The organism is Brevibacillus brevis (assembly GCF_001039275.2).
GTDB classification, from domain to species: domain Bacteria; phylum Bacillota; class Bacilli; order Brevibacillales; family Brevibacillaceae; genus Brevibacillus; species Brevibacillus brevis_C.
The window spans coordinates 1,699,284-1,715,280 of the sequence record NZ_CP030117.1 but is presented as its reverse complement, the minus strand read 5'-3'; the positions used below and the strand labels follow the sequence as shown (position 1 = coordinate 1,715,280).

General features: G+C 48.3%; 16 protein-coding genes and 1 other annotated feature. Of the genes, 3 read left to right on the top strand and 13 right to left on the bottom strand.

Annotated features, from left to right (window positions below; all coding sequences use genetic code 11):
- Positions 1 to 237: 237 nt before the first annotated feature.
- Complete coding sequence (locus AB432_RS08745) at positions 238 to 612, top strand: phage holin family protein (protein WP_048031948.1); 375 nt, start codon at positions 238 to 240, stop codon at positions 610 to 612.
- Between the two features lie 99 nt (positions 613 to 711).
- Here the strand turns inward: AB432_RS08745 and zapA are convergent, their stop codons facing one another.
- The 3 genes from zapA to pheS all read right to left on the bottom strand — a co-directional run bounded on the left by zapA (position 712) and on the right by pheS (position 4,543).
- Complete coding sequence (zapA, locus tag AB432_RS08740; protein WP_007728510.1) at positions 712 to 987, bottom strand: cell division protein ZapA; 276 nt, start codon at positions 985 to 987, stop codon at positions 712 to 714.
- Between the two features lie 82 nt (positions 988 to 1,069).
- On the bottom strand, positions 1,070 to 3,493 hold the full coding sequence (gene pheT / locus AB432_RS08735) for a phenylalanine--tRNA ligase subunit beta (RefSeq protein WP_048031947.1): 2,424 nt from the start codon (positions 3,491 to 3,493) through the stop codon (positions 1,070 to 1,072).
- A gap of 15 nt (positions 3,494 to 3,508) precedes the next feature.
- The gene (pheS, locus tag AB432_RS08730; protein WP_007728518.1) at positions 3,509 to 4,543 is read right to left on the bottom strand and encodes a phenylalanine--tRNA ligase subunit alpha; all 1,035 of its coding nucleotides are present in this window, start codon (positions 4,541 to 4,543) and stop codon (positions 3,509 to 3,511) included.
- 51 nt (positions 4,544 to 4,594) lie between these two features.
- Positions 4,595 to 4,881, bottom strand: a binding site (T-box leader).
- Positions 4,882 to 5,001: 120 nt separating this feature from the next.
- On the opposite strand from pheS, the gene AB432_RS08725 reads away from it, so the two are divergent.
- Entirely contained in the window at positions 5,002 to 5,721 is a 720-nt protein-coding gene (locus AB432_RS08725; RefSeq protein WP_048031946.1) for a DUF2225 domain-containing protein, read from the top strand.
- On the opposite strand, the gene AB432_RS08720 is transcribed toward AB432_RS08725, so the two are convergent.
- Positions 5,718 to 6,545, bottom strand: a complete 828-nt coding sequence (locus AB432_RS08720) for a TrmH family RNA methyltransferase (protein ID WP_048031945.1) — start codon at positions 6,543 to 6,545, stop codon at positions 5,718 to 5,720. The genes AB432_RS08725 and AB432_RS08720 overlap by 4 nt on opposite strands.
- Before the next feature lie 4 nt (positions 6,546 to 6,549).
- Positions 6,550 to 7,203 (bottom strand): potassium channel family protein, encoded by a 654-nt coding sequence (locus tag AB432_RS08715; protein WP_048031944.1) that lies wholly within the window; start codon positions 7,201 to 7,203, stop codon positions 6,550 to 6,552.
- A gap of 171 nt (positions 7,204 to 7,374) precedes the next feature.
- On the opposite strand from AB432_RS08715, the gene sspI reads away from it, so the two are divergent.
- Complete coding sequence (sspI, locus tag AB432_RS08710; protein WP_048031943.1) at positions 7,375 to 7,611, top strand: small acid-soluble spore protein SspI; 237 nt, start codon at positions 7,375 to 7,377, stop codon at positions 7,609 to 7,611.
- 43 nt (positions 7,612 to 7,654) lie between these two features.
- On the opposite strand, the gene AB432_RS08705 is transcribed toward sspI, so the two are convergent.
- The 8 genes from AB432_RS08705 to AB432_RS08670 all read right to left on the bottom strand — a co-directional run bounded on the left by AB432_RS08705 (position 7,655) and on the right by AB432_RS08670 (position 15,968).
- Positions 7,655 to 8,785 carry a GerAB/ArcD/ProY family transporter gene (locus AB432_RS08705; protein ID WP_048031942.1) on the bottom strand — a complete coding sequence of 377 codons (1,131 nt, stop codon included), beginning with the start codon at positions 8,783 to 8,785 and terminating at the stop codon, positions 7,655 to 7,657.
- 13 nt (positions 8,786 to 8,798) lie between these two features.
- Positions 8,799 to 9,929, bottom strand: coding sequence for a Ger(x)C family spore germination protein (locus tag AB432_RS08700; RefSeq protein WP_048031941.1), 1,131 nt, complete (start codon positions 9,927 to 9,929; stop codon positions 8,799 to 8,801).
- Positions 9,922 to 11,082 (bottom strand): GerAB/ArcD/ProY family transporter, encoded by a 1,161-nt coding sequence (locus AB432_RS08695; RefSeq protein WP_048031940.1) that lies wholly within the window; start codon positions 11,080 to 11,082, stop codon positions 9,922 to 9,924. The genes AB432_RS08700 and AB432_RS08695 overlap by 8 nt, the downstream gene beginning before the upstream one ends.
- Positions 11,079 to 12,620 carry a spore germination protein gene (locus AB432_RS08690; RefSeq protein WP_048035738.1) on the bottom strand — a complete coding sequence of 514 codons (1,542 nt, stop codon included), beginning with the start codon at positions 12,618 to 12,620 and terminating at the stop codon, positions 11,079 to 11,081. Before AB432_RS08690 ends, AB432_RS08695 begins: the two co-directional genes overlap by 4 nt.
- Before the next feature lie 126 nt (positions 12,621 to 12,746).
- The gene (gene kynU, locus AB432_RS08685; protein ID WP_048031939.1) at positions 12,747 to 14,027 is read right to left on the bottom strand and encodes a kynureninase; all 1,281 of its coding nucleotides are present in this window, start codon (positions 14,025 to 14,027) and stop codon (positions 12,747 to 12,749) included.
- 94 nt (positions 14,028 to 14,121) lie between these two features.
- Positions 14,122 to 14,505, bottom strand: a complete 384-nt coding sequence (locus tag AB432_RS08680) for a DUF1294 domain-containing protein (protein WP_048031938.1) — start codon at positions 14,503 to 14,505, stop codon at positions 14,122 to 14,124.
- A 3-nt stretch (positions 14,506 to 14,508) separates the two neighbouring features.
- Complete coding sequence (locus tag AB432_RS08675) at positions 14,509 to 15,126, bottom strand: DedA family protein (protein WP_048031937.1); 618 nt, start codon at positions 15,124 to 15,126, stop codon at positions 14,509 to 14,511.
- A 173-nt stretch (positions 15,127 to 15,299) separates the two neighbouring features.
- Positions 15,300 to 15,968, bottom strand: coding sequence for a DNA alkylation repair protein (locus AB432_RS08670; protein WP_048031936.1), 669 nt, complete (start codon positions 15,966 to 15,968; stop codon positions 15,300 to 15,302).
- Positions 15,969 to 15,997 lie beyond the last annotated feature (29 nt).

Sequence of the window (15,997 nt, the reverse complement as noted above, 5' to 3'; positions counted from 1 at the left end):
TCCTTCTTTATCCAGCGGCGACCGTTGTACCGTGCGGGCGGGAGCGACGGTCTATACCGGCAATCATTACGATATCTCCCCATTATAGCATGGCAGCGGAGCTTAGAAAACTTGGGCAACGGATAGCATCAGACAGGCATCATCGGCGAAGGATAATTTTACACGTTTTCGTTGGGCATAGATCTACACTTTGCGTGAGAGAATGAAAGGTGAAACAACTCTAAAGGAGGAGTACACTTGACGATCATGCGCCATATCGTCCGCTTTATCGTCGCTGCCGTAGTCCTGATGTTTGTCGGCTTTCTGGTCCCCGGCTTTTCGGTTAGCAGTTTTTGGACAGCTCTGCTCGCGGCCGTTGTCATCGCTCTGATTGGCTGGGCCGTAGAAGCCATTTTCGGAGATCGAATTTCGCCGTACAATCGTGGTATTATCGGCTTCTTGGTCAGTGCCGTCGTGATTTATCTCACTCAGTTCATCGTCTCTGGCTTCCGCGTAACGATTCTTGGAGCGCTTCTGGCTTCCTTGGTGATCGGGATCATCGACTTGTTTATCCCGATCAAAACCCATATGGACGTGCGCAATGGGGATGCCGGGAACAAGCAGGAGACATAGGCAAAATGCGACAAAGAGCCATCCCATCAAAAACGGGGTGGCTCTTCTCCTTTTACCCACAACGTGAAAAAAAGAGAGGCATTCAAGCCCCTCTTTTCCTTAATCTATCGGTTTAGCCTTTGCCTCTTCCTGAATGATTTTCAGCAGTTCTTCGTACTCCTGACGCAAGCGGAAGTATTCATCCGCGATATTGACCGCAGAAAGTACGGCAATTTTGGCAGTATCCAGTCGATGGTTGCCGTTTGCGATTTCGTTCATCTTGTCATCAACGAAACCGGCCACCATACGTATGTGATTGACACTTGCCTTTCCACTGAGCCGGTATTGTTGGCCAAAGATGTCCACCGTCAAACGATTTTTCCCATCACCTTGCACGAGAGGTACCTCCCTACTGCGACCTTTGCTCTACTTTATCCTTTTTTAGGTTACTGAAAATGTCAGATTTCGTCAAGCAATCTTACATGCGCAGTTCAGCGCCTGTGTTGTTTTTCAGGGCTTCGATGACAGCACTGGTCACTTGTTGAATCTCTTCGTCCTGCAAAGTACGCTCTGCGTGACGGAATACGAGGGCAAATGCCATGCTCTTCTTATCTTGGGCAATACGCTCACCCATGTATACATCGAACAGGGTTACGGACTCGAGCAAGTCACCTGCCGCTTCACGAATCGTTGCTTCCAATGCACCAGCAGCTACACTGCGATCCACAACAAGAGCCAAGTCACGCGTTACCGCTGGGGACTTCGGCAATTGATTGTAATGTCCTACCTCAGCAGCTACATCAATCAAAGTAGCTACATCAAACTGGAATACATACGTTTCGGACAGATCATACGCTTTTTCTGTGCCCGGATGAACTTGCCCCAGGTACCCTAGACGCTTTTCACCTACCCATACTTCCGCGGTACGTCCCGGGTGCATACCTGCGATGTCCTGGACGGCTTTGTACTCGGCACCTTGGATACCCAAACGAGCGAAGAGTGATTCGACAATCCCTTTGGTTTGGAAGAAATCAACAGGCTGCTTAGCGCCCATCCAGTTTTGTGTGAGCAATTGTCCAGTCAATGCACCCGCTACATACAGACGTTCTTCTGGAAGCTGTGTGAGTGTTTCTTCTTTCGTCAAGAACACACGGCCCAATTCGAAAATCGCAACATCGTGGTTTTGGCGGTTTTTATTGTAAGCGACTGTTTCCAAGAGGCTAGGAATCAAGCTCGTGCGCAAAACGCTATGGTCTTCACTCATCGGCATCATGAGCGCAACAGGGTTTACTCTCTCCTGATGCAGACCTGCTACTGCCTCAACACGATCTGGATGAACCAGTGCATAGGAAATCGCTTCATTCATGCCAGTACCGATCAAATGATGACGGATCGTGCGGCGCAATTGCTGTTCTTTTGTCAACTGTCCCTGTGTGGTCGAACCAGAAGGCAAGCTGGTCGGAATGTTGTCGTAGCCGTACAGACGTGCAACCTCTTCCACCAAATCCTCTGGCAGCGTAATGTCGCCACGTCTCGTTGGAACGGTTACCGTCCATTTGTCGCCCGCTACTTCATACGGGAATTGCAGACGCTCGAAAATCGGCGATACATCAGAAGCCGACATGTCGGTTCCGAGATGCTGATTGATTTTTGCAAGCGTAACGGAAACAACAGCAGGCGCAGCTTCGCTTACAACAGCAGAGCTGATTCCTTTGGATACCGTTGCCCCAGACAATTGCTGAATCAGAGCAGCAGCGCGTTCTCCCGCTTCCTGCACACGTGCTTGGTCAACGCCCTTTTCCCAACGTACGCAGCCTTCTGTACGCATGCCGAGCATACGAGCTGTGCGGCGTACTGTTTTTGGCGTGAACCAAGCTGCTTCGAGAATGATTTCGCTCGTCTCGCCAGTGATTTCGGAGTTCGCTCCACCCATTACCCCTGCGATCGCCAAGCCTTTGGTCTGGTCGGCAATCAGCAAGGTTTGCTCATCCAGTGTGCGCTCTTGATCGTCCAATGTCACGAGCTTTTCGCCCTCGTTTGCCAGTCGAACGACAATAGAGCGATCAGCTACCTGTGTCGCATCGAAAGCATGCAGCGGCTGACCGTATTCGAGCAGGACGTAGTTCGTTACGTCTACTACGTTGTTGATTAGACGAATTCCCGCTGCCATCAAGCGATTTTTCATCCATTGTGGAGATGTCGCGATTTGGGCGTTGGTGAAGTGACGACCATGGTATTGATAGCTTTCATTCGTCGCTTCGATCTTGACTTGGATCGGGTTGTCGCCACCATTTTCGGTCAGCTCGATTTGCGGGAATACCACTTCTTTGCCCAAAATAGCGGCTACCTCGTAAGCAACCCCCAGCATGCTCAAGCAATCCGAACGGTTCGGTGTCAGTCCCAATTCCAGCACATAGTCATCCAGGCCGAGGTACGAAACAGCATCCATTCCGATTTCCGCATCCGCTGGCAAGACCATAATGCCTTCTTGCTGATCTTTTGCCAGAAGCTTGTCGTTTAAGCCCAGTTCTTTTGCCGAGCAGATCATCCCTTGGGATTCTACACCGCGCAGCTTGGAGCGTTTGATGTTCAGACCACCCGGGAGCTTTGCACCGATCAAGGCAACGAGAACTTTTTGTCCCTTGTCTACGTTCGCTGCCCCACAAACGATTTGCAGGTCTTCTCCTTGTCCTGCATCAACGACGCATACGTTGAGACGGTCTGCATCGGGGTGCTTGCTACGTTCTTTTACATAACCGATCACAACACCGGATACTCCTGCGTTGCGTGATTCAACTGCGTCTACTTCAATCCCGCTGCGAGTCAGCTTTTCAGCCAGCTCCTGGGGCGTCGTTCCACTCAGATCGACGTATTCCGATAACCATTGGTACGATACCTTCATCTTTGCCTCTCCTCTCTAGCCTCGATTGAACTGACGCAGAAAACGAACGTCGTTGGTATAAAAATGGCGGATGTCCTCCACCGCGTATTTGAGCATCGCAATTCGTTCTACACCCATACCGAATGCAAAGCCGCTGACTTCCTCAGGGTTGTAGCCGGCCATTTCCAGTACGCGCGGGTGAACCATACCAGCACCCAAAATCTCGATCCAGCCTGTTTGCTTACATACACGGCAACCGTGACCACCGCAGTTGAAGCATTGCAGGTCTACTTCTACGGAAGGCTCCGTGAACGGGAAGAAGCTTGGGCGCAGACGAATTTGCTGGTTTTCCCCGAACATTTGACGGGCAAACGTTAACAGCGTCCCTTTCAAGTCACTCATCCCGATTTTTTTATCAATCACGAGACCCTCGATCTGCGTGAATTGGTGGGAGTGTGTCGCATCGTCATCATCGCGGCGATACACTTTACCCGGACAAATCATTTTCAGTGGGGTCTTGCCTTCTTTTTTCAGCATCGTACGTGCTTGCACAGGAGATGTCTGCGTACGGAGCAGTAGCTCTTCTGTGACGTAGAACGTGTCTTGCATATCGCGCGCCGGGTGATCTTTCGGCAGGTTTAGCATCTCGAAGTTGAAGTGGTCCATTTCGACCTCAGGACCTTCTGCCACCTCGAAGCCCAGGCCGATGAAAATGTCTTCGATCTCTTCAATGATCCGAGAGAGCGGGTGCATGGTGCCTGCTGGTACTGGACGCCCTGGCAGTGTCACATCGATCGTTTGAGAAGAAAGCTTGGCAAAGAGAGCCGCTTCTTCAAATGCTTGTTGTTTGCCGGAGAACGCTGCCTCCAGTGCTTCCCTTACTTCATTTACCAATTGACCGACAACTGGACGCTCTTCTGGCGAAAGGCCGCCCATACCGCGTAGCAGTTCTGTCAACTCACCCTTTTTCCCCAGGTATTTGACGCGCAAATCCTGAAGTTGTGCGGCTTCTGTCACTTGGCTGATTTGGCCCAGTGCGGACTCTTTCATTTCTTGCAACCGAGTTTGCACTTCGAATCGCTCCTTTTTTCGTTTGTAAAAAAAAAGAAAAACCCGCCCCAGAAAAGGGACGAGTTACTTTTTTCTCGCGGTACCACCCTTGTTAGACAATTCGCTTCCAGCCTGTGACAAATACATGACAATATCACTAGTGGAAAGAGACATTTGTCTCACTTCAGATCATTGGTAACGGGTATGACCCGGCTGCTCCTACTGCGCGAAAAGCGGTTCAGAGTGCGGCTTTGGAGTGAATTCGGCAGCTATCATGTTAAAGATGCTCGCAGTCTGTGACATCTTCTCCCTGAAAAAACAGATAGGTCCTGCGTACTAGTCTCCGTCATCGCTTTACGTTATAATTGTGACGTAAGGAAAATTATAGCGCAACAAGAGAGAACTTTCAATTCTACAAATGTTACATATCAAAAGAGTGCTTTCATGTGTATGTTACCCATTCGAAAGGGGATTTTGACATGATTGATAATGTTTCCGCCCTTTACGATAAGACAAGCAACTGCCGCCATTGCCAAGCGACCTTTTCGACCAAAAGGATCAGAAGCGGCACGTTGACGATGCTTCATCGCGACAGCGATTTTTATACCACTTTTAAAGAGCAATCTTTAAATCCCATTATATATACCGTCAATGTCTGCCCTGAATGCGGCTTCGCCTTTACGGATCAATTCCGGGATAAGCTCGCCCCTTGGCAAAAGCAGATTGTGGATGAACAAATCACCTCGAAATGGACGCCAAAAGATTTTGGCAATGTTCGTCATGTACCAGAAGCCATTGTCAGCTACAAACTGGCCATTTACGCGGCTGAACTAACGGATCAGCCCCATTCCGTAAAAGCGGGTCTGTATTTGCGCCTCGCATGGCTTTATCGATTCCAGAAAAATGTCGTGGAAGAAATGCGCTTTATCGATATGGCCGTGGAAGAATATGAACAATCGTATATTCATTCCGACTATACACGCGGCGACAAGGAAATGACCGAAGTCCGCTTGCTGTACTTGATTGGTGAGCTCTACCGCAGACTCGAAAAGTTTGACTTAGCCATCAAGTATTTCGGCAAGGCACTCGCCTTTCGCAATCACACCATTGAGAGCGGCATTATCCGGATGGCGCAAGATCAATGGCAACTCGCGCGCGAGGAGTATAAAGAGAAAAAGAACGAGCAAAAGATCGGCTAGACATGCCGATCTTTTCTTTTGCGCTGTGCCTCATAGACAAAAATTCCAGCCGCAACTGCTGCATTCAACGACTCTGCGCCGCCATAAAGCGGGATGTGAACGAATTGATCTGCCCTGGCAAACATCTCTTTAGAGACGCCTCTTCCTTCATTGCCGATGACCATTGCCGTCAGACCAGCATAATCAGCCTCGTCATAGGATACACTGTTTTGCTCCAAGGAAGAGATCAGTACTCGCCCTCCCTTTGCCTTCCATTCATCTGCCGTCTCGACTAACGACTGTGTAAAGACCGGGATACGGAACAGTGCTCCCATTGTGGCCCGTACCACTTTTCCATTGTAAATATCGACACTGCCACTTCCAAGTACGACACCATCAACTGCTGCGGCTTCTGCTGTACGCAAGATCGTACCGAGGTTGCCCGGGTCTTGTATTTCGTCCAAAAAGAGAAGCAACAAGCTATGTTGTTCCTGTCTCTTCTTATCTACCCATTCGGCCCAATCTGCTGCTGTTTTTTTCACTTCGGCTACAATTCCTTGTGGAGACTTGGTTTCGGACAGCTTCGCCAGCACTGCCTCTGATGCCGCAATGACCTGAACAGCATCCGGATGATTAGCCAATGCACGTTGGCAAGCAGGGTCCATGTCACGCTGCTGATCGTAGATAACCGTGACTACCTCCGCCCCGCTTTTTAACGCCTCCTCTACCAGATGCGCCCCTTCCACGAGAAAACGCTGTTGCTCCTCCCGACCTTTGCGAGACAGCAACTGGTGCAATCGCTTGACCAGAGGGTTTTGTATCGAAGTAATGATTTCATTTGTCATAAACCTATGCCCGCTCCTCAAATTCGCGTAAGTCTTTGTTGTTCCCGATCACCACAAGCACGTCGCCGTATTGGATGACTTCATCCGGGCTAGGAGCGATGTTGAATTTATCTCCGCTTTTGATGGCAATAACGTTGACTTCGTATTTTTTCCGAATATCCAGTTGCCGCAAGTTTTGACCGATCAGCTTGGACGACACGACTACCTCCGCCACACTGTAGTCCTCTGCCAGCTCAATAAAGTCAAGAACGTTAGAGGAGATCAGATTGTGAGCGACTCGCACCCCCATGTCACGCTCAGGGAATACTACACGGTCAGCTCCTACCTTGTACAATACTTGTCCATGACGCTCATTCTGTGCTTTTGCCACGATCTTTTTGACGCCCAAGTCTTTCAGTGTCAATACCGTCAGGATGCTCGCCTGAATATCGACCCCAATGGCCACGACGACAACGTCAAAATTGCGGATGCCGATTTCCTTCAAAGCGCGTTCATCCGTAGAATCAGCTGCTACCGCATGCGTTACGTACTGAATATTTTCGTTAATACGCTCCTCGTTCTCATCTATTCCCATGACTTCATAATCCATCTCGTATAACGTTCTCGCCACGCTAGAACCAAAACGTCCCATCCCGATAATGGCAAATTGCTTGGACATGTTAATCTTCTCCTTTACGGAACTTACCAATATCAAGCATTATAGCACAACCAAAACATCCGCCACAAAATGCTCATGAACGTTTTGTACGAAAAGCATGGTATGCACAAATCAGCGTTTACAAATACTATTTCATGAATTCATTCTCACAAGAGAGGTGCAAGCACGGTCATGAATATTGCCTCACTCAACTTACGTCAAGCGATCATGTACAAAATGCAAGGCTCAGATCCAAACGCAGTGGAAGAAACCATCAGTGATGCTATCGCAAGTGGTCAGGAGAAGACACTGCCGGGTTTAGGTGTTTTGTTTGAAGTGCTGTGGCAAAACAGCGATGCTTCCTCACGCCAATCCATGATTGCAACTATCGCAGAACACTTGCCTGAGCAAGCCGAAAAACCGATCTAACCACGTCTTCATCAAGCAAATAAAGCTACAAAGGGAGGGACTGCTATGTCCCTCCCTTTTCATTGTTTACTTCCCGACCTTTGTTGAACTGATTGCGCATGAATTGGGTGATTGCCAGCAAGAGGGGAATGATGATGGTTATCAAAAATCCTACGGCCGTCAAATACTTTGTAAAAGAAAACAACTCCACTATATTTTGCGGCACTAATGTTAGGAAAAAGAGTGGCACCATGATCACAATCGCGGTGATTCGCTGAAAATGAATGCCTTTGTGAAACAAGCGTCGCAAGGAAAAAATCGTCGCGTAAAGCATATTCCCGATCGTTGTAAATACAGAAGCAACCCAAATCGCAAGAAAGGCGGACTCAAAACGCTCCAAAAACCAGCCGGTTTTCTGCGTTACCTTGATCAGTTCAAGTGTAGGCCAAACAAGCCTCTGCAATTCTTCATAGCCAAATACAGTAATTCCTGCGACAACTGTGATCACATAAACGACAAGAGCAAAGCTCATACCTGTCATGCTTGCCACCCCTAGCCTTGCCCCGGGAATAGCAAAGGCAAAGTAAACCATTAACAGCTCATACCCGGTGTAGAGCGTATACGTTTCCAGACCCGTTTTTATGACATCTGTCCATGACTCCAGTTGGAATGGCAATAAATTGTACCAATCTGCGTTCAAGAAGGATACGAGCGGAACCAAGAGAGACGGCAACATAAGGAAAGGAATCAACAGCTCATTTACCCTTGCCACAACTTCAATCTCATGACAACAAAGAAACATGACCAACAATAGCAACGTGATGATAATTACTTCTAGTGGCGTTTGCGGCAATACGGAGGTTACGACGACTTCCCCGAACAATCTGGCTGTGATTCCCGCATTGAGGAACTGGTAGAGAATGAAAAGAAACACACACAGGTTACCGATGGCAACACCAAATATCTTCGGCATAAATTCGACAAAGGTAAGGCCAGGAAACTGGTTGCCTAAATAAACGATAGCCGCCACAGCCACGGATGCTACGATAGCACCTGCAACGGGTCCTAACCACCCCATTTGACGAAGAAGCTCGGTTGCCGTTCTCGGGATGATGAGAATACCCACCCCGATCATCGAACTGATCATAATGCTTGTCAGTTGCCAGGCACCAAAATTACGTTGCTGATTCTCCACAGTGATCGCTCTCCTATTGCATTTCCATACCAAGACGGCGAAGCTTGATTGTGTATGTAACGCGAACCGGAAAATCCCTGAAATCTTGCTTCCAATTGTGAGTTTTCCAGTAGTCTTGGTAATGCTTCGCACGCAGTGTAAGGCCCAGCTTCAAAATGTCACTATTGTACTGCTTTTGTAATTGCTGTAGTAGCTTCTTTGCGCGGTTTTCCATCTCTTTTTTGATAAGCGCTTGCATTTGCAGGACGAATTGCTCTGGCGGAATTTTCAGGTCTTCTGTGAGTTCGACAATATCTCCTTGGAGCTCGCAATGATAAGTAGCGGAAGAGGATTGGTGAATGATCACCTTTTTTTTTACAAAATGCGGACGAAAACTCACATATCCGTTCTTGGTTTTTGGCAACGGAAGCACAATGTCTCCACCCGGTTTTTCATTTCGCAACTGGAGCAATATCCATGTTTGTAAGTGATCCAATTTCCCCACCATCTTGTGTCCGCGAAAAACAGCAACCCCTTTCCAGCTCACCTCATTCATTCGTGCCTCTACATAATTCAAAAACGGCTCCATGGTTAGATTAGAGGTCTGATTGAAATAGTCGCCCAACGTTTGGTCTGGAATTCTTCCTAATTTCATGCCATTTTCGATCAGCCCCATCATATAGACGACTGGAATCGGCTCGATTCTCGGTTTGATTTCCAGCAAGGTAGACGCTTTACCCTTCACGACGATCGGCCACAGAAGTCGCCGTATTTGCGGTTCGCGCCGAAAACTGTCCATGATGTCCTGGATTCCCTTTCGAGCCACCTCCTCACTTATGGCAAGAATACGCGTATGTCCAAGAAACAATCGCTGGTTCATCCGCATTTGCAAGTTATTAGAAGCATCTGTTACCGTTCTTCCTGTCACGCTCATGATCTTCACGGCATCCGCACCACTTCCTCCCCCCTTCCCACTGCTCCCCGCGATTTTGATGGGAATCGGGATTTGGACGGTCATTTTGTACAGCTTTTCATCCTTTTCATCCTGATCAATCGCAATGGCCAATACGGATGCGCGTTCCTCCAATTCACGTCTGTCCCAGCACCCTGTCAGCAAGATTGTACAGATGATCAGTAAAGCGAAGTATCTAAGAGACTTACCCATCGATATTCCGCCCCTCTCGTCGCGTCACCATGTCGCGGATGAGGATTGCTATCCAGTAAACGACGGGGATAAGCAAATTAATGACCAGGCTAGACAACCCCAACAACGACGCTAACTTAAATACTTCCGTGATGTTTTGAGGAATGAGCGCAAAGAAGTATAAGGGGACGAGGAGAATAGAAGCCACGATTCTTTGAAACCAGATTCCCTTGCGAAACAACTGTCTCAGCGAATAAACAACCGCGTAATACGCATTGGCTACCGTAGTAAAAACAGCCGCAACCCACACTGCCAAAAAAGCGGACTCCAAACGTTCCAAGATCAATCCTGGCACCTGCGTCGTCTTGACCAATTCAAGTGTCGGCCACGTCACCCTCTGGAGCTCTTCGTACCCAAATACCGAAATGCCCGCCACCACAATTAACATGTAAAGTAATGCTGCAATTAACAGACTGTAAAATCCCGCCTTTTCCCTGTTCGTGTTTTGTTGTGCATAGGCAAAAAAGACGAACATAATTTCAAAACCGGAATAGGAATAAATTCCTTCGTATACCCCCTGTATCATTGAACGGATCGACACATGATTAATCGGGAGGAGATTTCCAAACTCCGCTTTTTGGAACGACGCAAGCGCGATAAAAAGAAGCGGCAAGATAATTAAAGGAAACAGCAGCTCGTTCACTCGCGCTACTACTTCCACCTCATGCATGCACAAAAACAGCACCAGTAAAAACATCGTGATAAGCATAACTTCCAACGGAGTTTGCAAAAGAACGGAAGTCACAACCACTTCGCCAAACACACGCGAGACGACTGCCGTGGAAAAATACAGGTATACCAGATAGATACAAATCCAGGGAAGGCTGAACACTTTGCCCACCCAAGGCCGTCTGACAGATCCCCACACCTTGTGACTGTATTCAATGAAGGTTTCTCCCGGGTAACGCCTGCTTAATTTGACAATTAACCATAAGGAGACATACGCACCTGCTGAGCCAATCAGAGGGGCGATCCAGCCTGCCTCGAATAATCTCGAGCTAGTTGTGCGAGGAAGGGTCAATACGCCGACACCGATTAAGGTACTTGTCATGAGACAAATTTGCTGCCACATCGATAGAGTCTGGTGCCAGCCGTGCCCCTCCCTCCTGCTCATTTCGGGTTCTCCTCCTCTCTGATCCGGATTTTATCTTGAACATGAAACATCATCGGTCTTGTTTTCAATAGATGATGCGGGGCCCGTATGAACAAGTCCTTCATTCCATTCAGGTTGAGCGGACTGAGCGGGCTCATATAGGGTACTCCAAACGATTTCAGTGAAGACAAGTGAATGAGGATGACGATCAAAAACAGCATAATACCGTAAAGACCAAACATCCCTGCCAAGATCATAACCGGGAAACGGAGCATGCGAATGGCAATCGCTGCGCTATAACTCGGGGATGCGAACGAGCCGATTGTCGTCACAGCCACGATGATTACCATGACAGGACTGACAAGCCCGGCCGTTACCGCCGCTTCTCCGACCACCAGCGCTCCAACAATCCCGATCGTAGGACCAATTGGCCCCGGCAGCCTCACACTCGCTTCCCTCAATATCTCAATGGCCAACTCCATAAACAGGGCTTCGATTAAAGAAGGGAATGGAACGGTAGATCGTCCTGCCGCCATCGCAATGACCAACCGAGAAGGGATCATCTCTGGATGGAACGCACTAAAAGCGATATAAAGAGACGGCAACAGCAAGGCGATACTGATACTAATAATCCGAATGAAACGAATCAAGGTCGCGATATAAAATCGCTCGTAATAATCCTCGGGACTCTGATAAAACTGCGAAAATACAGCCGGAGCAATCAATCCGAACGGAGTCCCGTCTATCAGAATGCCTACCTTCCCTTCCAAAAGATTGGCCACTACTTTGTCAGGGCGCTCCGTATTTTGAATCTGCGGGAAGGGAGACCATCTCCGATCCTGAATCATTTGTTCGATGTACCCGCTCTCCAACACAGCATCCACACGAACATTACTCTCTATTCGCGCAATTACTTCCTCCACCATTGGGGGATACGCAATACCGTCGATGTACATGACGTAAATGTCAGTCTGTGTTCGTTCACCGACAACCATATGACGCACTCTGAGATTGGGGTCTTTCAAGCGGAAGCGGATCAGTGCTGAATTCACGCACAACGTCTCACAAAAGCCATCGCGTGGCCCTCGTACGACTGATTCCGTCTGAGGCTCTTCCACTGAACGCCTGTCCCAACCTCTCGTGTTATTCAAATAAGCATTTTGACACCCATCGATGATCAGTACCGCACATCCAGACAAAATATTTCGGACGATCTGCCTCAGTTTGTCTGTCAAATCCAGCTCATTTGTCGCCGGATCTTGATAGGTGATATCGGGAGTCGTCATATAGCGAATAATAAAATCACTGATGACATTGCGATCCACCATGCCATCTATAAAAACGATAGCGGCTTGTGCCTTTGACTTTGTTTGAAAACGACGAACAACGAGATCGTCACACTTTCCAAATTGCGCTTGAATCAATTGGATGTTTTCTTCCACATTTGTCGTGAGCGCAACATCCAATACGCTTTCCATGCTCTTGTCAGAGTGCTGTTCCAACGTTTTTGACTGGAGGGCTTCTTTTCTTTTCTTCCATGCTTGAAAAAACTGGCTCAAGCTGCTCACCCTTATCCATGGAATGTAGTCTGCCGACAGGTACGGATAGTGTGCCCAATAATGGAAAGGAAATCCCGTAAAAGGCTTATTCCATAAGAAAAACAGGTCCAACCTAAGTCGGACCTGCTAAGCAACTACCTCTCGCTTGTTTTCAAATTTCTCGTAGCTCTTCTCCAGCATAATCTTTTTTAAGATCTGGACACTTTCCCAAACCTCTGTATAAGTCGTATAGAAAGCAACGGGGGCTAACCGGATGATGTTTGGTGCACGGAAGTCAGGAATAATGCCCGCTTCCTTCAAAGCCTTGCATATACGTATGGCCTCGTCGTGTTCAAGGCTGACATGCCCACCTCGGCGGTCATCCTGCTGTGGGTTCGCAATCGTAAAACCCATGTCTGCCAGCTCCCCCTCGATCAAATCCATCATGAACCGCGTTAAGCCGAGCGACTTGGTACGAAGCTTTTCCACGGACACCTCCTGGAACATTTCCAAGGAACCAAGCAGCGGGGCGAGACTCAGCATATGTGGGGTACCAATCTGGTAAGCGCCCGCATTTTCGCATGCATCCAGCGTATGTTCCATGTCAAATTGCTTACTCTTTTTCGAACTGAACCATCCTGCCAATCCCGGAGCCCTGCCAAAATGCTTGCGGTTGACATATAGGCTGCCCACGCTTCCGGGCCCTGCATTTACGTATTTGTAGTTGCACCAGTAGGCAAAGTCCACTCCCCATTCGCTGAAGGAATGCGGGATCGCGCCTACAGAGTGACATCCGTCAAAACCAATCAGAATCCCTCTCTCATGTGCGGCTGCTGTCAATCGTTCGATATCGAGCAGTTGACCGCTGCGATACAGAACCGTTGGAAGGATTACCAGTGCTACTTCATCCGTCATCGCATCGATAATGTCCTCTTCCTCGATCAGGCGGCCATCTCTTGACGCTACCCGGACCAAATGCTCTTCCGGGTCTAGCCCATGGAGCTTCATTTGACTCTGGAGTGCATAAATATCGGTAGGGAAATCCAGCTCGGTAGCAATCACCTTTGTCCTCTTCCCAACCGGACGATAGAAGGTAGCTGCCAACTGGTGGAGGTTGATCGTCGTAGAACCCGTTACGATCACTTCCTCGGGGCTTGCCCCTACAAGTGCTGCGCTCATTTCTCCCAATTTCTCCGAAAAGAAAAACCACGGATGGTTACCCGTTGTCCAGCCTTCCACACCCAGCTCCTTCCAAGACTGCATCATATCCATGACGCTCTTTTCCGCTCTTTTTGACATGAGGCCAAGCGAGTTTCCATCCAAATAGAGGCTCGGAAGCAAATAAAACTCTTCGCGATAGCTCGCGAGTTCGTCCTGTGCATCCAATTGCTCAGCGTACGTTTTCGTTAGGGGGCTTGATTGAGACATAGCTACCTCCTCGGCTTGTGCTATCGTTACCTCTATTATAGGCTGAATTTTCAAGCAAGAGAATCCCATTCGAAAAAAGAAAATCCCGTGTCACCTACGACACGAGATTTTTATCCAAGTATAGTTGCGTTAACCAAATGACTAGCAAGATTTGTGCGATGCAAAAGAGCGGGAGCAGGATGAGAAAAGAGATATGCTTGGTCTTATGCCGTTGAATGAGCATACCCTCAAGCGCACCAATCCCTCCTCCTAAAAATGCGACCAGCAAAAGGCTCAATTCCGGAACCCGGAAACCTTTTTCTTTCGCCAGACGCTTGTCTGTCTGCATCAGGTAATAAGCATAGCCATTCACCAGCAAAGCTCCTGCCGCCAGCACCCAGACATTCGAATTGAAGTATCCTGCCAAGAGGAGTACCCAGCTTATGATGAGCACCAGCACGAAATTGCGGCGATGGGCAGCTAATTGTTGATGGTACATTTCTTAATCTCCTTTTGCCCGATATGCCCGATTTCCCATGAACTGCTTGCGTACGAAGAATACCACACCCAAAACAACCACGATCACCAGCAAAGCGTAGAAACCGTATTTACGGATGACTTCGATAATTGCTTCCACATTATTACCGAATACATGGCCGAGAAAGTAAAAGGCGATGGTCCAAACCAACCCGATCGGATAAGACAGCATCGCATAACGACGGAACGTCATACCGCCAAGCCCAACCAAATAAGGTACGACATGACGGACAACCGGAAATAAGTAGCTGATGCAAAGAGCAGTAGTACCATACTTCTCCAGCAAGCCCGTTGATCGATTCACGGCGTTCCTCATTTTCTCGGTTTTGCACAGCCATTGCAATATCGGTTTCCCAAAGTACTTTCCAAGTAAAAAGCCAATCGTCAATCCGGAGGCAACCCCTAAATATCCCGCCAAAAAAGAATACCATGGGTTTAGCACGCCGATGGAGGCAAGAAATCCTCCTGTAGCAACAACCAGCTCATCAGGAATCGGCAAACCTACAATCCCCAGCCAAAGCAGGAAAAAAATCGCTACGTAGCCGTATTGCTCTATGATTGACATCAGCAGGTCGACTTCCATGAGGCAAAATCCCCTATCCTTGCCACAGTGCGGTCATTTCTTGACATACTAGCAGCTATGGCATCGCACGATATCTGACTCTATGTATTACGAATGAACCTCCAAAAAGGTACTTGTTTATTTTGCAATAGATTTACGTATTTTATCAAGCACAGATACGCCAGACGACTCTATCATGATAGATGTTTGAGCGCTTCACGTCTGGACAAACTCGCGAGTGGCGTAGCTTCTACAAATTCACGTACAGCGTCGGGATTTGTTTTCGCATACTCTCTCAACGCCCAGCCGATTGCCTTCTGAATAAAAAACTCTTTGGAATCCGCGCATCTTTCCACCAAGGAAAAGAGCAGCCGCTGATCTGTCTTGTCTTTGTATGACAACTGAAATAAAATCGCCGTTCGTTGCAGCCACATGTTCGTTCCATTCATCCAGACTGTCGTATTCGGTCCGATCAGTTCAGGATGCAAGACAAACAATTTGCCCGTTGTATGAGAAGCCAAATAATCCACGGTATCCCACCACGATTTTGTCGTGATAAGTTCGACAACGAACGGGAGATGGTCAGGGGTGAGACGCTTTTTGGACTTCTCGAGTACGTCAAGCGCTACATACTGGTACTCTCGCGCTGGCAAAGCCCACAAGGAACCAACGACCTGCTCCCAATTTTCGGGTACACCATAATCACGAAAGATTTGTTTGGTCAGTTCTTTGCGCTGTGGTGATTTGATCCCCAGAAAGGGAAAATGATTTTTCATGTACTGTTCCATTGGACCAGCCACAATCGAATCACCATAGGCACGCAACCGTTCCTCGACAGCCTTCGTATACTCGCTTGCGTTCATCTGCGTCTCCTCCACCCAACTCATCTGAT